Source organism: Alistipes sp., from assembly GCF_048465575.1.
Taxonomy (GTDB): Bacteria; Bacteroidota; Bacteroidia; order Bacteroidales; family Rikenellaceae; genus Alistipes.
The window spans coordinates 47,978-63,212 of the sequence record NZ_DBFWLG010000024.1 but is presented as its reverse complement, the minus strand read 5'-3'; the positions used below and the strand labels follow the sequence as shown (position 1 = coordinate 63,212).

General features: G+C 61.5%; 17 protein-coding genes. 7 read left to right on the top strand and 10 right to left on the bottom strand.

Annotated elements, in window-relative coordinates:
* Positions 1 to 314 precede the first annotated feature (314 nt).
* From ACMQ11_RS07505 to buk, 5 genes are all read left to right on the top strand, one after another.
* On the top strand, positions 315 to 983 hold the full coding sequence (locus ACMQ11_RS07505) for a response regulator transcription factor (protein ID WP_418992144.1): 669 nt from the start codon (positions 315 to 317) through the stop codon (positions 981 to 983).
* 211 nt (positions 984 to 1,194) lie between these two features.
* Positions 1,195 to 1,566, top strand: coding sequence for a fluoride efflux transporter CrcB (crcB, locus tag ACMQ11_RS07500; RefSeq protein ID WP_418992143.1), 372 nt, complete (start codon positions 1,195 to 1,197; stop codon positions 1,564 to 1,566).
* Positions 1,567 to 1,577: 11 nt separating this feature from the next.
* Positions 1,578 to 2,786, top strand: a complete 1,209-nt coding sequence (locus ACMQ11_RS07495) for an acetate/propionate family kinase (RefSeq protein WP_418992142.1) — start codon at positions 1,578 to 1,580, stop codon at positions 2,784 to 2,786.
* A gap of 84 nt (positions 2,787 to 2,870) precedes the next feature.
* Positions 2,871 to 3,776, top strand: a complete 906-nt coding sequence (locus ACMQ11_RS07490) for a phosphate acyltransferase (RefSeq protein ID WP_418992141.1) — start codon at positions 2,871 to 2,873, stop codon at positions 3,774 to 3,776.
* A 33-nt stretch (positions 3,777 to 3,809) separates the two neighbouring features.
* On the top strand, positions 3,810 to 4,877 hold the full coding sequence (gene buk, locus ACMQ11_RS07485; RefSeq protein ID WP_418992140.1) for a butyrate kinase: 1,068 nt from the start codon (positions 3,810 to 3,812) through the stop codon (positions 4,875 to 4,877).
* Between the two features lie 126 nt (positions 4,878 to 5,003).
* On the opposite strand, the gene ACMQ11_RS07480 is transcribed toward buk, so the two are convergent.
* The 3 genes from ACMQ11_RS07480 to aroQ all read right to left on the bottom strand — a co-directional run bounded on the left by ACMQ11_RS07480 (position 5,004) and on the right by aroQ (position 8,516).
* Positions 5,004 to 6,443 carry a lipopolysaccharide biosynthesis protein gene (locus tag ACMQ11_RS07480; protein WP_418992139.1) on the bottom strand — a complete coding sequence of 480 codons (1,440 nt, stop codon included), beginning with the start codon at positions 6,441 to 6,443 and terminating at the stop codon, positions 5,004 to 5,006.
* An 18-nt stretch (positions 6,444 to 6,461) separates the two neighbouring features.
* On the bottom strand, positions 6,462 to 7,937 hold the full coding sequence (gene pyk / locus ACMQ11_RS07475) for a pyruvate kinase (protein WP_418992138.1): 1,476 nt from the start codon (positions 7,935 to 7,937) through the stop codon (positions 6,462 to 6,464).
* 150 nt (positions 7,938 to 8,087) lie between these two features.
* Positions 8,088 to 8,516 carry a type II 3-dehydroquinate dehydratase gene (gene aroQ, locus ACMQ11_RS07470; RefSeq protein WP_418992137.1) on the bottom strand — a complete coding sequence of 143 codons (429 nt, stop codon included), beginning with the start codon at positions 8,514 to 8,516 and terminating at the stop codon, positions 8,088 to 8,090.
* A 201-nt stretch (positions 8,517 to 8,717) separates the two neighbouring features.
* On the opposite strand from aroQ, the gene ACMQ11_RS07465 reads away from it, so the two are divergent.
* Both ACMQ11_RS07465 and thiL read left to right on the top strand, forming a co-directional pair.
* Positions 8,718 to 9,473, top strand: a complete 756-nt coding sequence (locus ACMQ11_RS07465) for a hypothetical protein (RefSeq protein ID WP_418992136.1) — start codon at positions 8,718 to 8,720, stop codon at positions 9,471 to 9,473.
* Positions 9,470 to 10,408, top strand: coding sequence for a thiamine-phosphate kinase (gene thiL / locus ACMQ11_RS07460; RefSeq protein WP_418992135.1), 939 nt, complete (start codon positions 9,470 to 9,472; stop codon positions 10,406 to 10,408). The genes ACMQ11_RS07465 and thiL overlap by 4 nt, the downstream gene beginning before the upstream one ends.
* 223 nt (positions 10,409 to 10,631) lie before the next feature.
* On the opposite strand, the gene ACMQ11_RS07455 is transcribed toward thiL, so the two are convergent.
* From ACMQ11_RS07455 to ACMQ11_RS07425, 7 genes are all read right to left on the bottom strand, one after another.
* Positions 10,632 to 10,907: an FtsB family cell division protein gene (locus ACMQ11_RS07455; protein ID WP_418992134.1), complete on the bottom strand. Its 276-nt coding sequence runs from the start codon at positions 10,905 to 10,907 to the stop codon at positions 10,632 to 10,634.
* Positions 10,908 to 11,023: 116 nt separating this feature from the next.
* On the bottom strand, positions 11,024 to 11,653 hold the full coding sequence (locus ACMQ11_RS07450; protein ID WP_418992169.1) for a 7-carboxy-7-deazaguanine synthase QueE: 630 nt from the start codon (positions 11,651 to 11,653) through the stop codon (positions 11,024 to 11,026).
* Positions 11,653 to 12,195 carry a hypoxanthine phosphoribosyltransferase gene (gene hpt / locus ACMQ11_RS07445; protein WP_418992133.1) on the bottom strand — a complete coding sequence of 181 codons (543 nt, stop codon included), beginning with the start codon at positions 12,193 to 12,195 and terminating at the stop codon, positions 11,653 to 11,655. Before hpt ends, ACMQ11_RS07450 begins: the two co-directional genes overlap by 1 nt.
* Before the next feature lie 191 nt (positions 12,196 to 12,386).
* On the bottom strand, positions 12,387 to 12,965 hold the full coding sequence (gene rsxA, locus ACMQ11_RS07440) for an electron transport complex subunit RsxA (RefSeq protein ID WP_418992132.1): 579 nt from the start codon (positions 12,963 to 12,965) through the stop codon (positions 12,387 to 12,389).
* A 2-nt stretch (positions 12,966 to 12,967) separates the two neighbouring features.
* A complete protein-coding gene (locus tag ACMQ11_RS07435) occupies positions 12,968 to 13,552 on the bottom strand; it encodes an RnfABCDGE type electron transport complex subunit E (RefSeq protein ID WP_418992131.1) in 585 nt (194 codons plus the stop codon).
* Entirely contained in the window at positions 13,545 to 14,195 is a 651-nt protein-coding gene (locus ACMQ11_RS07430) for an RnfABCDGE type electron transport complex subunit G (protein WP_418992130.1), read from the bottom strand. The genes ACMQ11_RS07435 and ACMQ11_RS07430 overlap by 8 nt, the downstream gene beginning before the upstream one ends.
* 13 nt (positions 14,196 to 14,208) lie before the next feature.
* Positions 14,209 to 15,174 (bottom strand): RnfABCDGE type electron transport complex subunit D, encoded by a 966-nt coding sequence (locus ACMQ11_RS07425; RefSeq protein WP_418992129.1) that lies wholly within the window; start codon positions 15,172 to 15,174, stop codon positions 14,209 to 14,211.
* Positions 15,175 to 15,235 lie beyond the last annotated feature (61 nt).

Here is a 15,235-nt window from a genome sequence, read left to right as displayed (position 1 = left end):
TTTCAACTGCCGCACACTCGGCGGCCGATTCGGTTCGAGGGACTTCGGGAGTCGCTTCGGGGGCAGTTTGCGCATCTTCAGCCGCGGGGCTGACTCGCTCCTCGGGAGCAGGCAGGATCGGATTTTCAGTAGCCATCTCTGTACAGTTTTTTTTAACTCCCCGTTTGCGGGAGCACATAAATCTCGCAAATATAACCATTTTTCCCGGGTCGCCGCATGTTTTAGCCGGAAAATTGCTATCTTCGCAAGTAGAAAAATCCGCGCCGCATCCAGTGTGTGCGCACACACCGAGCCCGACAACCGCCACCACCGCCATGAACCACCGCATCCTCCTGGTCGACGATGAGATCGACATCCTGGAATTCGTCCGCTACAACCTCGTCCGCGAAGGTTACGAGGTCTTCACGGCCCAGAACGGAGAGGAGGCGCTCCGCATCGCCGCGGAGTGCCGTCCGCACCTGATTCTGCTGGATAGGATGATGCCCGTGATGGACGGCGCCGAGACGTGCCGGGCCATCCGCCGCGATCCGCAGCTGCGCGACACGATGGTGGTCTTCCTCTCGGCGCTCGGTGAAGAGGAGCAGCAGCTTACGGGATTCGGCGTCGGAGCCGACGACTACCTGGTCAAACCGATCAAGATGAAACTGCTCGTAAGCCGCGTAAAGGCCATCCTCAAACGCATCGACGCCGAGCAGACGGCGGAATCCTCCGCCTCGGGTCTTAGCGTCGACCGCGACCGCTACCGGGTGGTCTGCGACGGCCGCGAGATTACGCTGCCGCGCAAGGAGTTCGCCCTGCTGGACCTGCTCTACTCCTCCCCCGGAAAGCTCATTCCGCGCGAGGAGATCTACGCGAAAATCTGGGGCAGCGACGTGGTCGTGGGCGACCGCACCATCGACGTGCATATCCGCAAACTGCGTCAGAAGATCGGCGAGCGACACATCACCACGGTCAAGGGCGTAGGCTACAAGTTCGAGCCGTAACGCGATGCTGTCATTCCGAACAGCTTTCGCACTCGATCCTCGGGCGAGTCGAGTAGTCGAGTGTTTTCCTTAGCGACCCCTCGCCGGGGCTCGGGGATCGATTCCACCTCTTGCGACAATTTCTCCACAAGAAACGGCAGAAATTGAATCGATTTGTAATCTTTTTTTGCGTAAATTTGCATAATCTGAAATTTATTCATATATTTAACTTATGATTCGTGAACTATTAACGGTCGGAGCGGGAGGCGCTGCCGGCAGCATCGCCCGCTACCTCGTCGCCACGGGGCTTCTGGCAGGGCATACGCTCTGGGGATTCCCGGCCGGAACGTTCGCGGTCAATGCCGCGGGCTCGCTTTTGATCGGCGTGCTGCTGGCGACCCTGCGCACCGAGACCGCCGTGTGGCTGCTCGTGGTCGGGTTCTGCGGCGGGTTCACCACCTTTTCGACCTTTTCGGCCGATACGGTGCGGCTGCTCCGGGCCGCGAGTTACGCCCCGGCAGCGGCTTATATCACGCTGAGCGTCGCCGTCTGCGTCGCTTTTACGGCCCTTGGCCTGTGGACAGGAACATTATTAAAGAATTAATATAGAAGAATATGGTTATTTTGGTATTGAACTGCGGCAGCTCCTCGATCAAGTATCAGGTGATCGACATGGAGGCCGCGTCGAGCAAACTGCTCGCAAAGGGACTCGTGGAACGCATCGGCCTCAAGGAGGGCGACCTGACGCACAAACCCGTCGGAGGGGAGCCGTTCGAACTGCACCGCCCCATCCCCGACCACACCACCGGCATCAGCCTGGTGCTCGAAGCGCTGACCGACCCGCAGCACGGCGTCATCCGCTCGCTGGACGAGGTGAAAGCCGTCGGCCACCGCGTAGCCCACGGAGGCGAATTCTTCCCCGAGAGTTGCATCGTCACCGAGGACGCCAAGGAGAAGATCCGTTCCTTGTTCGAAATCGCCCCGCTGCACAACCCCGCCAATCTGGAGGGCGTGCTCTCGATCGAAAAGGTCCTGCCGGGCGTTCCGCAGGTCACGGTCTTCGATACCTCGTTCCACCAGACCATTCCGGCCGTGAACTACATGTACGCCCTGCCCTACGCCTACTACGAAAAGTACCGCGTGCGCAAATACGGGTTCCACGGCACCAGCCACAAGTTCGTGGCCCGCGTCGGCGCCGAGCTGGCCGGATTGGATTTCGAGAGGTCGAAGATCATCACCTGCCACATCGGCAACGGCGGCTCGGTGACGGCTGTTCTGAACGGCAAGTCCTACGACACCTCGATGGGCTTCTCACCGCTCGACGGCCTGGTGATGGGCACCCGCTGCGGCCAGGTGGACGCCAGCGCCATCACGTTCATCGGCGAAAAGGAGGGTATGTCCTACGCCGAGTTGAACACGATGATGAACAAGCAGTCGGGCGTGCAGGGTCTGACGGACCTGTCGAGCGACATGCGCGACATCGACCGCGCCTACGATGAGGGCAACCCCCGCGCCATCCTGGCCCGCGACATGTACTACGGCCGGATCAAGAAATTCATCGGCCAGTACGCCGCCGGGATGGGCGGCGTGGACCTGATCGTCTTCACGGGCGGCGTCGGCGAAAACTCGTGCGAGATGCGCCAGGAGGTCTGCGAGGGGCTGGAGTTCATGGGTGTGAAATTCTCGCCGGAGCTGAACCGGGGCGCCCGCGGCGTGGACAAGATTCTCTCGGCTGCGGATTCGAAAGTCAAGGTCGCCACCATCGCCACCAACGAGGAACTGGTGATTGCCACCGACACTTATAATCTTGTCAGAAATTCATAATTAGGGGGGGGGAAAGACGGAGCTGCGGCAAATCCCGGAACCGGCCCCAATTCTTGATTTTTAATTCTTAATTTTTATTCGAACATGATACAACATCTTACGGAGATCGTCGAAGAGGCGAGAAAAAGAGGAAAAAGACGGCTGGCCGTCGCTTACGGACAGGATTCGCACACGCTCGAAGCCGTCTATGCGGCTTACAAGGAGGGGCTCGTCGAGCCCACGCTCTACGGCGAAAAGGCCGTCATCGAGGAGGTTTGCCGCGAGAACGGCATCGACATCCAGGCGTTCAACATCGTCGACGAGAAGAGCGACATCAAATGCGTCCAGCAAGCCGTTGCGGCCGTCGTGGCGGGCAATGCCGACGTGCTGATGAAAGGGCTGGTTTCGACCGACAAGTACATGCGCGGCATCCTGAACAAGGAGGCCGGACTGTTCCCCCCGAAAGGCGTGCTGAGCCACGTGTCGATCGTCGAAATGCCCTGCTACCACAAATTGCTCATCATCTCCGACGTGGCCGTCATTCCGCTGCCCGATTTCAAGCAGAAGATGAAGCAGATCGGCTACCTCGCGCAGACAGCCAAACTGCTCGGTATCAAAACTCCCAAGATCGGCTGCATCGCCCCCTCGGAGCAGGTGCTTCCCAACGTCGTCTCCTCGACCGACGGCGCGCTGCTGGCCAAGATGGGCGACCGCGGCCAGTTGGGCGACGTGATCGTCGACGGTCCTCTTTCGCTCGACGTGGCGCTCTATAAGGAGGTGGCCGAGCACAAGAAAGTCAAGGGCTCGTCCGTAGCGGGCGATCCGGACTGCCTTTTGTTCCCCAACCTGGAGTCGGCCAACGTCTTTTTCAAGTCGGCGACCCACCTCTGCAACGGCGAGCTGGCCGCGATGGTCATGGGCACCAAGGTTCCGTGCGTGCTGACCTCGCGCGGCGACACGAGCCGCACCAAGCTCTTCTCCATCGCCCTGGCCTGCCTGGCCGCCAAATAATCCCAACCGCAACCACTAACCCGAACCGAGAATATGGGCTACAAAGTATTGGCAATCAATCCCGGCTCCACCTCCACAAAGGTCGCCCTCTACGAAGAGGAGCGGCCTTTGCTGGAATTTACCCTGCGTCATACCACCGAGGAGGTCTCCCGCTTCGGGGACATCATCGAGCAACTCGACTGGCGGCGCGGGCTGATTCTGTCGGCTCTGCGCGAAAAGGGCTTCGCCATCAAGGAGTTGTCGGTCGTCATCGGTCGCGGTGGATTGATACGCCCCATCCCGGCCGGCGTCTACGAGGTCAACTCGCGGATGCGTTACGACCTGCGGCACGCACAGATGAAGCATGCCTGCAACCTGGGCGGGCTGCTGGCCGCCCAGATCGCCCACATGGCGGGTGTCAAGGCCTACATCGCCGACCCGCCCGTGGTGGACGAGATGGACGACGTGGCACGCATTTCGGGTATGCCCATGTGTCCGCGCAAATCGATCTTCCATGCCCTCAACCAGAAAGCCATCGCCCGACTGCATTGCCAGCGCTCGGGGATCGTCTACGAGCGGACCAACCTGATCGTCGCTCACATGGGCGGCGGCATCTCGGTCGCAGCGCACCGTCAGGGGCGCATCGTGGACGTGAACAATGCGCTGGACGGCGACGGACCGTTCGCTCCCGACCGTGCGGGCAGCCTCCCCTCGGCCGAACTCATCAAGGTCTGCTTTTCGGGCAAATACACCGAGGAGGAACTTTACAAGTTCGTTTCGAGCAAAGGGGGCCTGGTGGCCCTGCTAGGCACCAACTCGGTGATTCACGTCATGGAGCGCATCGCCGCGGGCGACGAACGGGCCCGCAAGGTGATGGACGCCATGTGCTACAACATCTCGAAGCAGATCGGAGCCATGGCCGCAGCGCTCTCGGGTCGCGTGGACGGCATCCTCTTGACGGGCGGCATCGCTTTCAACGAACCCGTCACGGAGTACATCCGCGAGCGCTGCTCGTTCATCGCTCCCGTCACGGTCTACCCCGGCGAGAACGAACTGGAATCCCTGGTGATGAATGCGCTGGTCGTTTTGCGGGGAGAGATCGAACCCAAGGTGTACAAATAATTCGCAATTTACAATTCATAATTAAGGACCGGCTCTCCCAAACGCGGGTGGACCGGAACTGGAAACGAAGACAGGTGACGCGAAAACTGCGACACGACAACCGCTTCAACAATTATGAATTATGAATTATGAATTTCTTCTGAGCTGGCTGCGCACGATCCCGACCACCTCACGGTAGGCTTCGAGGCGGAAAAGCGCCGAAATACCCGCATAGACCGCAACGCCGGTCGCAATCTCCACCGCCAGGCGCAAGACGGCATTATCCGGGAGGAGCAGCCCGACGCCGCGCACGGCGGCATACATGGCGCCGGCCGTCAGCAGAACGGGCAGCAGCGTCCTGATCAGCCGCCCGAGCGTCAGGGCGGTGAATCGCAGCGACGCTCCCACGTTGACGGCCATTTCGCTGAAAGCGATGGCTACCAGCCCCCAGACGACGGCCTGCACGCCCTGCGGAATGGTAAGTGCGAATAGGATGGTCATCACGATTTTCTTGGCCACCTCCAGCCGCACGACCAACCCGCCGCTCCCCTTGACCTTGAGTACGTTGTAGGCGATCATGGCCAGCGGCGTGAACAGCCCGGCCAGACACACGGTCCGGAAAAAGGGCACCGTGGGCATCCATTTCGCGCCCAGCAGCACGGCGAACATCTCTTCGGCGATAGCCGACATGCCCAGCATGATGGGGAACATGGCGTAAGCCACCAGCAGCAGCACCTGGCGGTAGCTCTCGGCGAATTTCGGGGCGTTGTCCGCGATCTTCGACAGGGCGGGAAACGTCACCCCCTGCACGGAGAGCATGGCCGAACTGACCGGCAGGTCCTTGAGTTTCTGCGCCTGGTCGAAATAGCCGATCGTCTCGGCGTTGTAGATTTTGCCGATAAAGAGCTGCGGGATTTTGTTGTAAAGGGCCGAGATAAAGTCGGTCGCCAGCAGGCTGAAGCTGTATGGAGCCATTGCCGCGATCGCGCGGCGGTCCCAGCGGGCCCGGGGCCGCCAGTCGCTCAGCCACCACAGCATCGCGGCCCGCACCATCATTGTCACGACCTGCTGCGCCACGATGCTCCACACCCCGCAGCCGGCCAAAGCCATCAGGATGGCCGTGAATCCTCCCACAAGCGACGCCGCAAAGGTGACCTTGGACATCAACGCGAAGCGGAACTGCCTCGTGAAGAGCGTAATTTGTATGACGCACAGCGCATTGGCAGGGAGCAGCAGGAAAAACACGGGCGCCACCTCCCCGATAGCGGGCATGTCGTAATAGGAGGCGATGAGGGGCGAAACACCGACAAGCAGCACATAGAGCAGCGCCGCCGCCGCGAGGTTGAACACGAAGACCGATTTGTAATCTTCGGGCCGCGGCTCCGCCTTGCGGATCAGCGTCTGCGAAAAACCGCTGTCGACGATCACCTGCGCGAACGACGCGAAAGCCATCAGGATCGCCACCACACCCAGGTCGTCGGGCATCAAGAGGCGCAGCACCAGAATGCGCACCCCCATCTGCACCAGCGCCGTCGAGACCTTCTCGCCGATCCCCCACGCCACGCCGCGCGTGACCTTATTTTTCAATTCGCCCCGCAACGCCGGCTAACAGTTTTGCACGGCCTTGATCTGCTCGTTGCGCTGACGAATGTTGCGCACGTTGGCGATCTCGACATACGATGCGCCGCCATCGGGACCGAAACTGCCGCCCACGATCGCCATCAGGTCCTCATCGTGGAGCTTGCGGTAGTGGTCCAGAAACTCCAGCGCATCGACCAGAAAATGGTACTTGTCGTCCAGCTCCTGGTTTCTCAGAATCGGCACGATCCCGTACGAGAGGGCCAGGATGCGCTGGGCATGGAGCTGGTAGCAGACCGCCATCACGGTCTTGCGGCCGCGGAACGCCGCCAGGTAGCGGCCCGTGCGGCCCGTCTTGGTGTCGAGCACCACGTATTTGATCGGCAGGTTGGTCGAGGCCCGCACGGCCGAGCGGGCCAACTGGGCCGTAATTTCGTGATTTACAGACACCATGTCCATGTCGATCATGGGCTTGAAATGGGTCTCGTCGCGCTCGATTTCGCGGGCGATGCGGGCCATCGTCTCGACCGACTCGACAGGAAAATCGCCCATGGCGGTCTCGTCGCTGAGCATCACGGCGTCGACCCGTTCGTAGATCGCACTGGCCACGTCGCTCACCTCGGCGCGCGTCGGGCGCGGATTCTTGACCATCGAATAGAGCATCTGCGTGGCGATAATCACGGGACGCTTGGCGCAGATGCACTTTTCGACGATGCGCCGCTGCGTGTTGGGGATCGCTTCGGCCGGGAGCTCGACTCCGAGGTCGCCGCGGGCCACCATGATGCCGTACGACGCTTCGATGATCTCGTCGATATTGTCCAGCCCCTCCTGATTCTCGATTTTCGAGATGATCTTGATGGGGCTGTTGTGGGCGTCCAGAATCTCCTGCACGGCCCGGATGTCGCGTGCCGAGCGCACGAACGAGTGGGCGATGAAATCGACGTCGTTCCTCACGGCCCACTCGATGAAGCGGCGGTCTTTCTCCGTGACCGACGGCAGGTCGATCCCCACGCCGGGGACGTTGACGCTCTTGCGCGAGCGCATCGTGCCTCCGACGACGAACTCGCATACGAGCTCCGCTTCCGATTTTTCGACCACGCGGATCTCCAGTTCGCCGTCGGCGATGAGCATCCGCGCCCCGACCGGAATGTCGTCGACGATCGTGGGTACGTTCATGTAGACCACCTTGCGCGTGGTGAGGTCCCGCCCGTCGGAGCCGCGCACCGACACGCGGTCGCCCGCGCGAAAGACGATGCCGTTGCCGTACTCGTCGGCGATGGTCGTCACGCGGATTTCGGGGCCCTTGGTGTCGATCATGATCGGAATGGCCGGGTTGACGCGGTGGACGGTCTCGACGATGCGTGTGGCGCCCTCCTCCGTAACGTGGGCCGAGTTGACGCGCACGACGTCCATGCCTGCGTCGAAGAGTTTTTGCACGAACTCCTCCGTGCAGCGGAAATCCGACATGGTGGCCACGATCTTGGTTTTTTTCATTCTGTACATAATAGTATCTTACAATTTTTTTATACGCAATGCAAATTTCGCTTCATACCGCTTTGTCGCTGCGTTCCGCCGCGTTTACGATTCTGCCCCACCCCAGAATCCCCGCTTCGGCGGGGACTTGTCGCATGCGACCGGAATGCGACAAAAAATTCATTCTTTCACCTGCATCCGCAGCGCTTCGACACCCAACACATAGGAGTCCAGCCCGAAACCCATGATCGAGCCCACAGCGACCGGGGCCAGCAGCGAGACATGGCGGAACTCCTCGCGGGCCAGGATCGAGGAGATATGCACCTCGACCACCGGCACCGAAACGGCCGCCACGGCGTCGCGCAGCGCAACCGACGTGTGGGTGTATCCCCCGGCGTTGAGCACCACGCCGTCGTAGCGCCCCTCGGCCTCCTGCACGGCGTCGATCAGTTCGCCCTCCCTGTTCGACTGGAAATAGCCGAACTCCACCTGCGGGTAGCGGGTTTTCAGTTCGTCGAGGAGGGTATCGAACGTCCCCGTTCCGTAGACCTCCGTGTCGCGGCGGCCCTGCAAATTGAGGTTCGGACCGTTGAGTATCAATAGTTTCATTTTTCTTTCGCTACTTTCTTCGCGCCCGGGATCGACAAAAGCGATCCGCCCGGCCCGATCCTTTCCGCGGACGTGCTTGCCGAAAGACGAACTGTCGCAAGCCGTTTTTCGGACGACCGTCCGGTGCGGAAAAATCCTGTTGCAAAGATAACCATATTTCGAGAAATTTTCCTATATTTGTCTAATTAGAGCCGATATAACATGAGTTTCTGGTACATTGCTTTCCGTCTCTTCAGCATCACGCTTTCGGTGGTCGGCCTGGGCGGCGCGGCGCTGCTCCTGCGGCAATCGCTGCGCAACCGGGGCGACCGGGCACGGCGGGTGCTCGCATTCATCCTCCTGATGTGGGGACTGCCCTCGCTGCCCGACTGTTTCCGGCCGCTCTCGGGGCCGTGGCTTCCGATCGAACCGCTGGGCGCCCTGTCGCTCATCATCGGCAACCTCTACGTCATCATCAGCCTGCTCTACCCGCTCGAACGCGCCCGGCCGGGGTGGATCACCCCCAGGCGGCTCGTGCTGCTCTTCACGCCTTTCGTGCTCTGTTCGGGGCTCTATTTCCTCGTCCTGGCCCTCCTCGGCCAACCCATGCTCACGCTGCACGGCTCGATGGACATGCTCCTCCATTTCGGAGAGTTCAACGTCTGGTACAGGCTGGTGCTCTACCTGACGATCTGCTTCTACCTGGCCTATCTCTTCCTTTCGACCAGCGTAAGCGCCCTCGAACTCAGTTACCGCGACTCCGCAATACTCGACCGCCGCTGCATCGCCTGGCTGCGCTTCTACGGCGCAGGCATGGCCTGCGTCACGCTGGCCTACCTGGGCGTGATGCTCTACGGCACGTTGCAGAGCCTGGTCATCCACCGCATGACAACGACCCTCTTTTTCGGCACCTTTGCCCTGAATGCCGTTTTCAACCGGCCGCTGCACATTTTCACCCCTGCACCCGAAAAGCCATGACCGAATTCGGATTCATCGAAAGCATCCGCGAAGCATTCGCCGCGCTGCCCGACAACGGATTCGAGGGCATCGGCGACGACTGCGCCGTGCTGCCCGTGGGCGGGGGCGAGTCGCTGGTCTTCACCGCGGACATGCTCGCCGAGGGGGTGCATTTTCTGCGCGCCGCGACCTCGCCCGCGGAACTGGGCCGCAAATCCCTGGCCGTCAACCTCAGCGACGTAGCCGCCATGGGCGCCCGGCCCGTGGCCACGCTTTTGTCCCTCTCGCTCCCCGCCGATGCCACCGACGCCTGGGCCACGGAGTTCATGCGCGGCTACCGGGAGTTGTCCGAACAATACGGTGTCACGCTGGCAGGCGGCGACACGACCCGCTCGGCGTCCCTGATCGCCATCAACGTCACGGCCATCGGCCGCGCTCCATCGGCCCACCTCAAACGCCGCGGCGACGCCCGCCCCGGCGACGCGATCTTTGCAGCCGGCGAGCTGGGCGGCTCGGGAGCCGGTCTGCGGGACATGCTCGCCGGCCGCTGCGACACGCCGTCGGCCGCCCTGCACCGCAACCCCGTCCCGCAGGTCGCTGAGGGCATATGGCTTGGAGAACGCCCCGAGGTCCACGCCATGATGGACCTCTCGGACGGGTTGGCTTCGGACCTCGGACACATCCTCGACCGTTCGGGGGTCGGCGCCGAGCTCGACCTCGACCGCATACCCGTAGCGCCGGGCGCCGATCTGCGAACCGCGGCCTGCGCGGGGGAGGATTACAAGTTGCTGCTGACCGCGGCTGCCGAATTGGCTGACCGCCTTTCCGCCGATTTCCGCGCCCGCTTCGGCACCCCGCTCTACCCCGTAGGCCGCATCGTACCCGCTCCGGGACTGGTCTGGCTCCGCGACGGCCGCCCCGTCCCGCTCGACTGGCACGGCTTCACCCACTACTGACCCACCCGCCCGCGTAAAACGCGGGTTATTGGGGCAATCCTCTGTCCTTTTGCTCACCAACCTCCTACCTGCTCCCGACCCGCATAAGACGCGGGACTTACGGGCGAAAGGCTGGCCGCTGCACGTTCGAGCCCGTTCTGCCCCCGCCCCGCCACAAAAAAAAGAGAAGCAACCGCCGAAGCGGGGCCTCCCCTCTTTGTTCCGAAAAATCCGGAAGAAAGAGTCACTCTTCGAGGATATAGACGTGTTCGTCGCGCCGCTGCATGTGGTAATTCTCGCGGGCGTACGCTTCGAGGTAGTCGTCGTAGCGCAACCGTTCGAGCAGCGTGCTGTCGCGGGCGATCCGGTCACGGTAGAGAGCCTCTTCCCGGCGCATGACGTTGATCCGCCGCTTGATCTTCACGGCGTGCAACAGGTTGCGCCCCACCACGAAGACCGTGAACAGAACGATAATCGCCGTGAGGACGATCCAGAATTTTCTGCCTATCTGAATTTTCATACCTCGTTTCTCTTCGCCGCCGGATGCTTTCGACCTCTCAGGCCGGACCTGCTCTCTTCCTCGCAAGACCCCGCAACCGAAACCCCTTGCCCGAACCGAATCGGCCGCGTCCGGGGTTACGGTATGTGCATGTATTTGTGTGTCTGGATGGAGATATTCCACCGCGGATGCGCCTTGGCGTATTCGATCATCGCGGGCATGATCCGCTCGGCGACGCTCCATTCGGGTTGCAGGTAGAGCCTGCACGCGGGCCCCACCCGCAGGGCGTTGCGCTCGGCCCACGCGAAATCGGCCTCCGACTCCACAATCACTTTCAGCTCGTCGGCCCTTTCGAACGCCTCCTCCAGCGGCGGCACCTGCCGCTTGGGCGAGAGGCACACCCAGTCGAACACGCCGCTGAAAGGGTGCGTGCCGGAGGTCTCGAGAAAAATCTCCAGCCCCGCGTCCCGCAGCGTTTCGGTCAGCACTCCCAGCGGGTAGAGAAGCGGTTCGCCGCCCGTGATGACGATGGCTTGCGCCGGACACGCCGTGGCACGGTCGATCACGGTCTGCACGTCGGTGGGCGGATAGAGCTTCGGATTCCACGTGTACTTGGCGTCGCACCAGCGGCACCCCACGTCGCAGCCGCCCAAGCGGATGAAATAGGCGGGTTTCCCGGCGTGGAAGCCCTCGCCCTGGATGGTGTAGAAATCCTCGACCAGCGGCAGCCGGCGGCCCTCGTCGAGCAAATCGGCGTTCACGTCCATCACTCGCACACCACGTAAATATCTTTCAGACTGCGCCCCAGCTGGTCGTAGTCGAGCCCGTATCCCACGATGAACTCGTTGCCGATCTCCATGGCCCGGTACTCGATGGGAATCTGCTTGCGGTACGATCCGGGCTTGAAGAAGAGGGTGCAGACCGAGATGCTGGCCGGTTTGTGCGACTCGAGCTCGCGGACCATGTGTTCGATCGACTCGCCCGTGTCGACGATGTCCTCGACGATGATGACGTGCCGCCCCTCGATCGGCGTGTTCAGTCCGATCAGGCTCCGCACCTCGCCCGTGGAGGAGGTTCCCTCGTAGGAGGCCAGTTTGACGAACGAGAGTTCGTTCTGGAACTCGATCTTCTTGATCAGGTCCGACATGAACATGAACGAGCCGTTCAGCACGCCGACGAACAGCGGGGTCTCGGTCGAAGCGTAGTCGGCATTGATGCGCCGTGCCACGGCCGTGACGGCCCGGTCGATCTGCTCGGCGGGGATCATGATTTTGAATTTCTTGTCGTGCAGGCGGATGGTATCTTCCATATTCCGGTATGGGATTTTTGTGTTATAAATGCAAAAGTAACTATTTGCGCGCAACAAACGAAGAAACGGCACGTCTTTTTTCGCCGGAGCGGATTCCGCAGCTTACTCGAACGAAGCGGGGCGCGGATGGGTCGTATCGGAATACGTCCCATTCGCGCCCCGAGAGTGCAAAGAGCCTGCAAAATCGAAAATCAGACCAGACCCGAGAACCCCATGAACGCCATGGCCAGAATGCCGGCCGTGACCAGCGCGATGGGAATACCCTTGAACGCCTTGGGCACGTCCTCGAAATCCATCCGCTCGCGGATACCCGCGAAGAGGATGAGCGCCAGGGCGAATCCGATGGCCGTAGCCACCGAGTAGGTGACGCTTTGCAGCAGGTTGAACTCTTTCTGGATCATCAGAATCGCCACACCCAGCACGGCGCAGTTCGTAGTGATGAGGGGCAGGAAGATACCCAGCGCCTGGTAGAGCGACGGGGAGAGTTTCTTGAGCATGATCTCGACCATCTGCACCAGCGCCGCGATGACGAGAATGAAGACAATCGTCTGCATGTAAACGATGTCGAGCGGCACCAGCACATAGGTCTGGATCAGCCACGCCACGACGGCCGCAATGGCCATGACGAACGTGACGGCGGCGCCCATGCCCATCGAGGTCTCGACTTTCGACGACACGCCCAGGAAAGGGCAGATGCCGAGGAACTGCGCCAGCACGACGTTGTTGACGAAGATGGCGCCGATGATGATTGCAAAGTAGGAAATCTCCATGACTATCTCTTGGCTATTTTGTTAAACAAAACCATCAGGTACCCGAGCACCAGGAACGCACCGGGAGCCAGCACGAAGATCAGCGGCGCCACGCTGGCAAAGCCGAGGTTCACGCCGAAGATCGCCCCGCTGCCCAGCACCTCGCGCACGGCGCCCACGACCGTGAGCGCCAGCGTGAAGCCCAGCCCGATGCCTATGCCGTCCAGCACCGAGTCGAAAGCCGAGTTTTTCGAGGCGAACGCCTCGGCGCGGCCCAGGATGATGCAGTTCACGACGATCAGCGGGATAAAGACGCCCAGCGCGGCATAGAGCACCGGCACGAAAGCCTGCATGAGCATCTGGATGATCGTCACGAACGAGGCGATCACGACGATGAACGCCGGGATGCGGACCTTGTCCGGAATGATGTTTTTGATGAGCGAAATCACCAGGTTCGACATGACGAGCACGGCCATCGTAGCCAGCCCCATGCCCATGCCGTTTTCGGCCGAGGTGGTCGTACCCAGCGTGGGGCACATGCCCAAGACGAGCACGAACGTCGGGTTGTTGCGGACGATGCCGCTTCCGATCAGCTGCAACTTATTCATTTTCTCCTCCTTCCTGAGCCGCCGGCCCGTTGGTTTGCGTTGCGCCCGAGGCCGCCTCCTGAGGCGCCTGGCCCGTCACGGCACTCTTGTATGCCATCCAGGCGCGGTTGATGGCGTCCACGTAGGCGCGCGAGGAGATCGTCGCCGCCGTCAGAGCGTCCACGTCGCCGCCGTCCTTGGTGACGGCAAGCTTGCCGTCCACCAGTTTTTTCTCTTCGAGCCGCTGCCCCTGGATGCTGCCCAGGAGCGGATTCCCCTCGTCGGCCATCTTGGTGCCGAGGCCCGGGGTCTCGGTCTGCTCCAGTACGTTGACGTTCACGACCTCGCCCGCGGGGGTGAAGCCGACCATCATGCGCACCGCGCCGCCGAAGCCCTGCTTGGTCATTGTCTGCACGGCATACCCCGTCACGGCGCCCTCTTTGGTGGCCGTGTAGACCGTGATGGGTATTTCGTCGATCATCATTTCGGCGGGTACCGTTCGGTCGAATGCCGGAAGCACCTCGTTCAGTGCAGCCACCGTCGCAGCCTCCTTGGCCCGGGCGATCGGCTCCTCGGTAATGAGGTTCACGGCCCCGACCCCGGCCGAAGCCACGAGCGTGATGCCGAAGAGGACGGCCGTCATGTTCAAAAGTGTACTTTTCATGGTGTCACCTCCTCTATTTTACGCCGAAGCGTTTGGGTTTGACATACTTGTTTATCAAGGGTACGACGGCGTTCATGATCAGAATGGCGAACGACATGCCCTCGGGATAGGCGCCCCACAGGCGGATGCACATGGTGATCGCGCCGATTCCCACGGCGAAGATCACCCCGCCGCGCACGGTCATCGGCGAGGTCGAGTAGTCCGTCGCCATGTAGATCGAGCCCAGCAGCGCGCCGCCCGCCAGGATGTGGAAGAGCGGGAACTGCCACAGCGCCTCACCGCCCATGCCGCCGGCAGCGGCCACGACGAATGCGAAGAGGGCCATCGTTCCGAGCACCGTCACCGGAATGTGCCACGTGATGACGCGGCGCACGAGGAGGTAGACGAAGCCCAGAAGCAGCGCCGCAGCGGCCACCTCGCCCAGCGAGCCCGGCATGTTGCCCAGCAGCATGTTCCCGAAGCCCGCCACGTCGGCCGAGGCACCTTGTTTCACGGCCGCCAGCGGCGTAGCGCCCGAGAGGGAGTCGAACGCACCCCGTACGGGCATGGGCCAGGTGGTCATCTGCACCGGGTAGGCGATCAGCAGGAACACGCGGCCGACCAGTGCCGGATTGAAAGGATTTTTGCCCAGCCCGCCGAACGTCATCTTCGCCACGGCGATGGCGACGAATGCGCCCATCACGACGATCCACCACGGAATCGAAGCGGGCAGGTTGAAAGCCAGCAGCACGCCCGTCACGACGGCCGACCAGTTCGAGACGGTCACGGGACCGCCAACGAGGTATCTCTGAATGAGGTACTCGAACCCAACGCACGAGGCCACCGAGAGGGCCACGACCGCCAGTACGCTCCAGCCGAATACCACGGTCGAGACCACCAGCGCAGGCACGAGCGCGATCACCACGTCGCGCATGATCGAGGCCGTGGAGTGCGTCGACTGCACGTGGGGTGCGGGAGCGACGATAAGTTTGTTTGCCATAAATTATACTATAATTTTATTTTCATCGGATCATTGTACCGTTCATCCGTTTTCCCTGGAT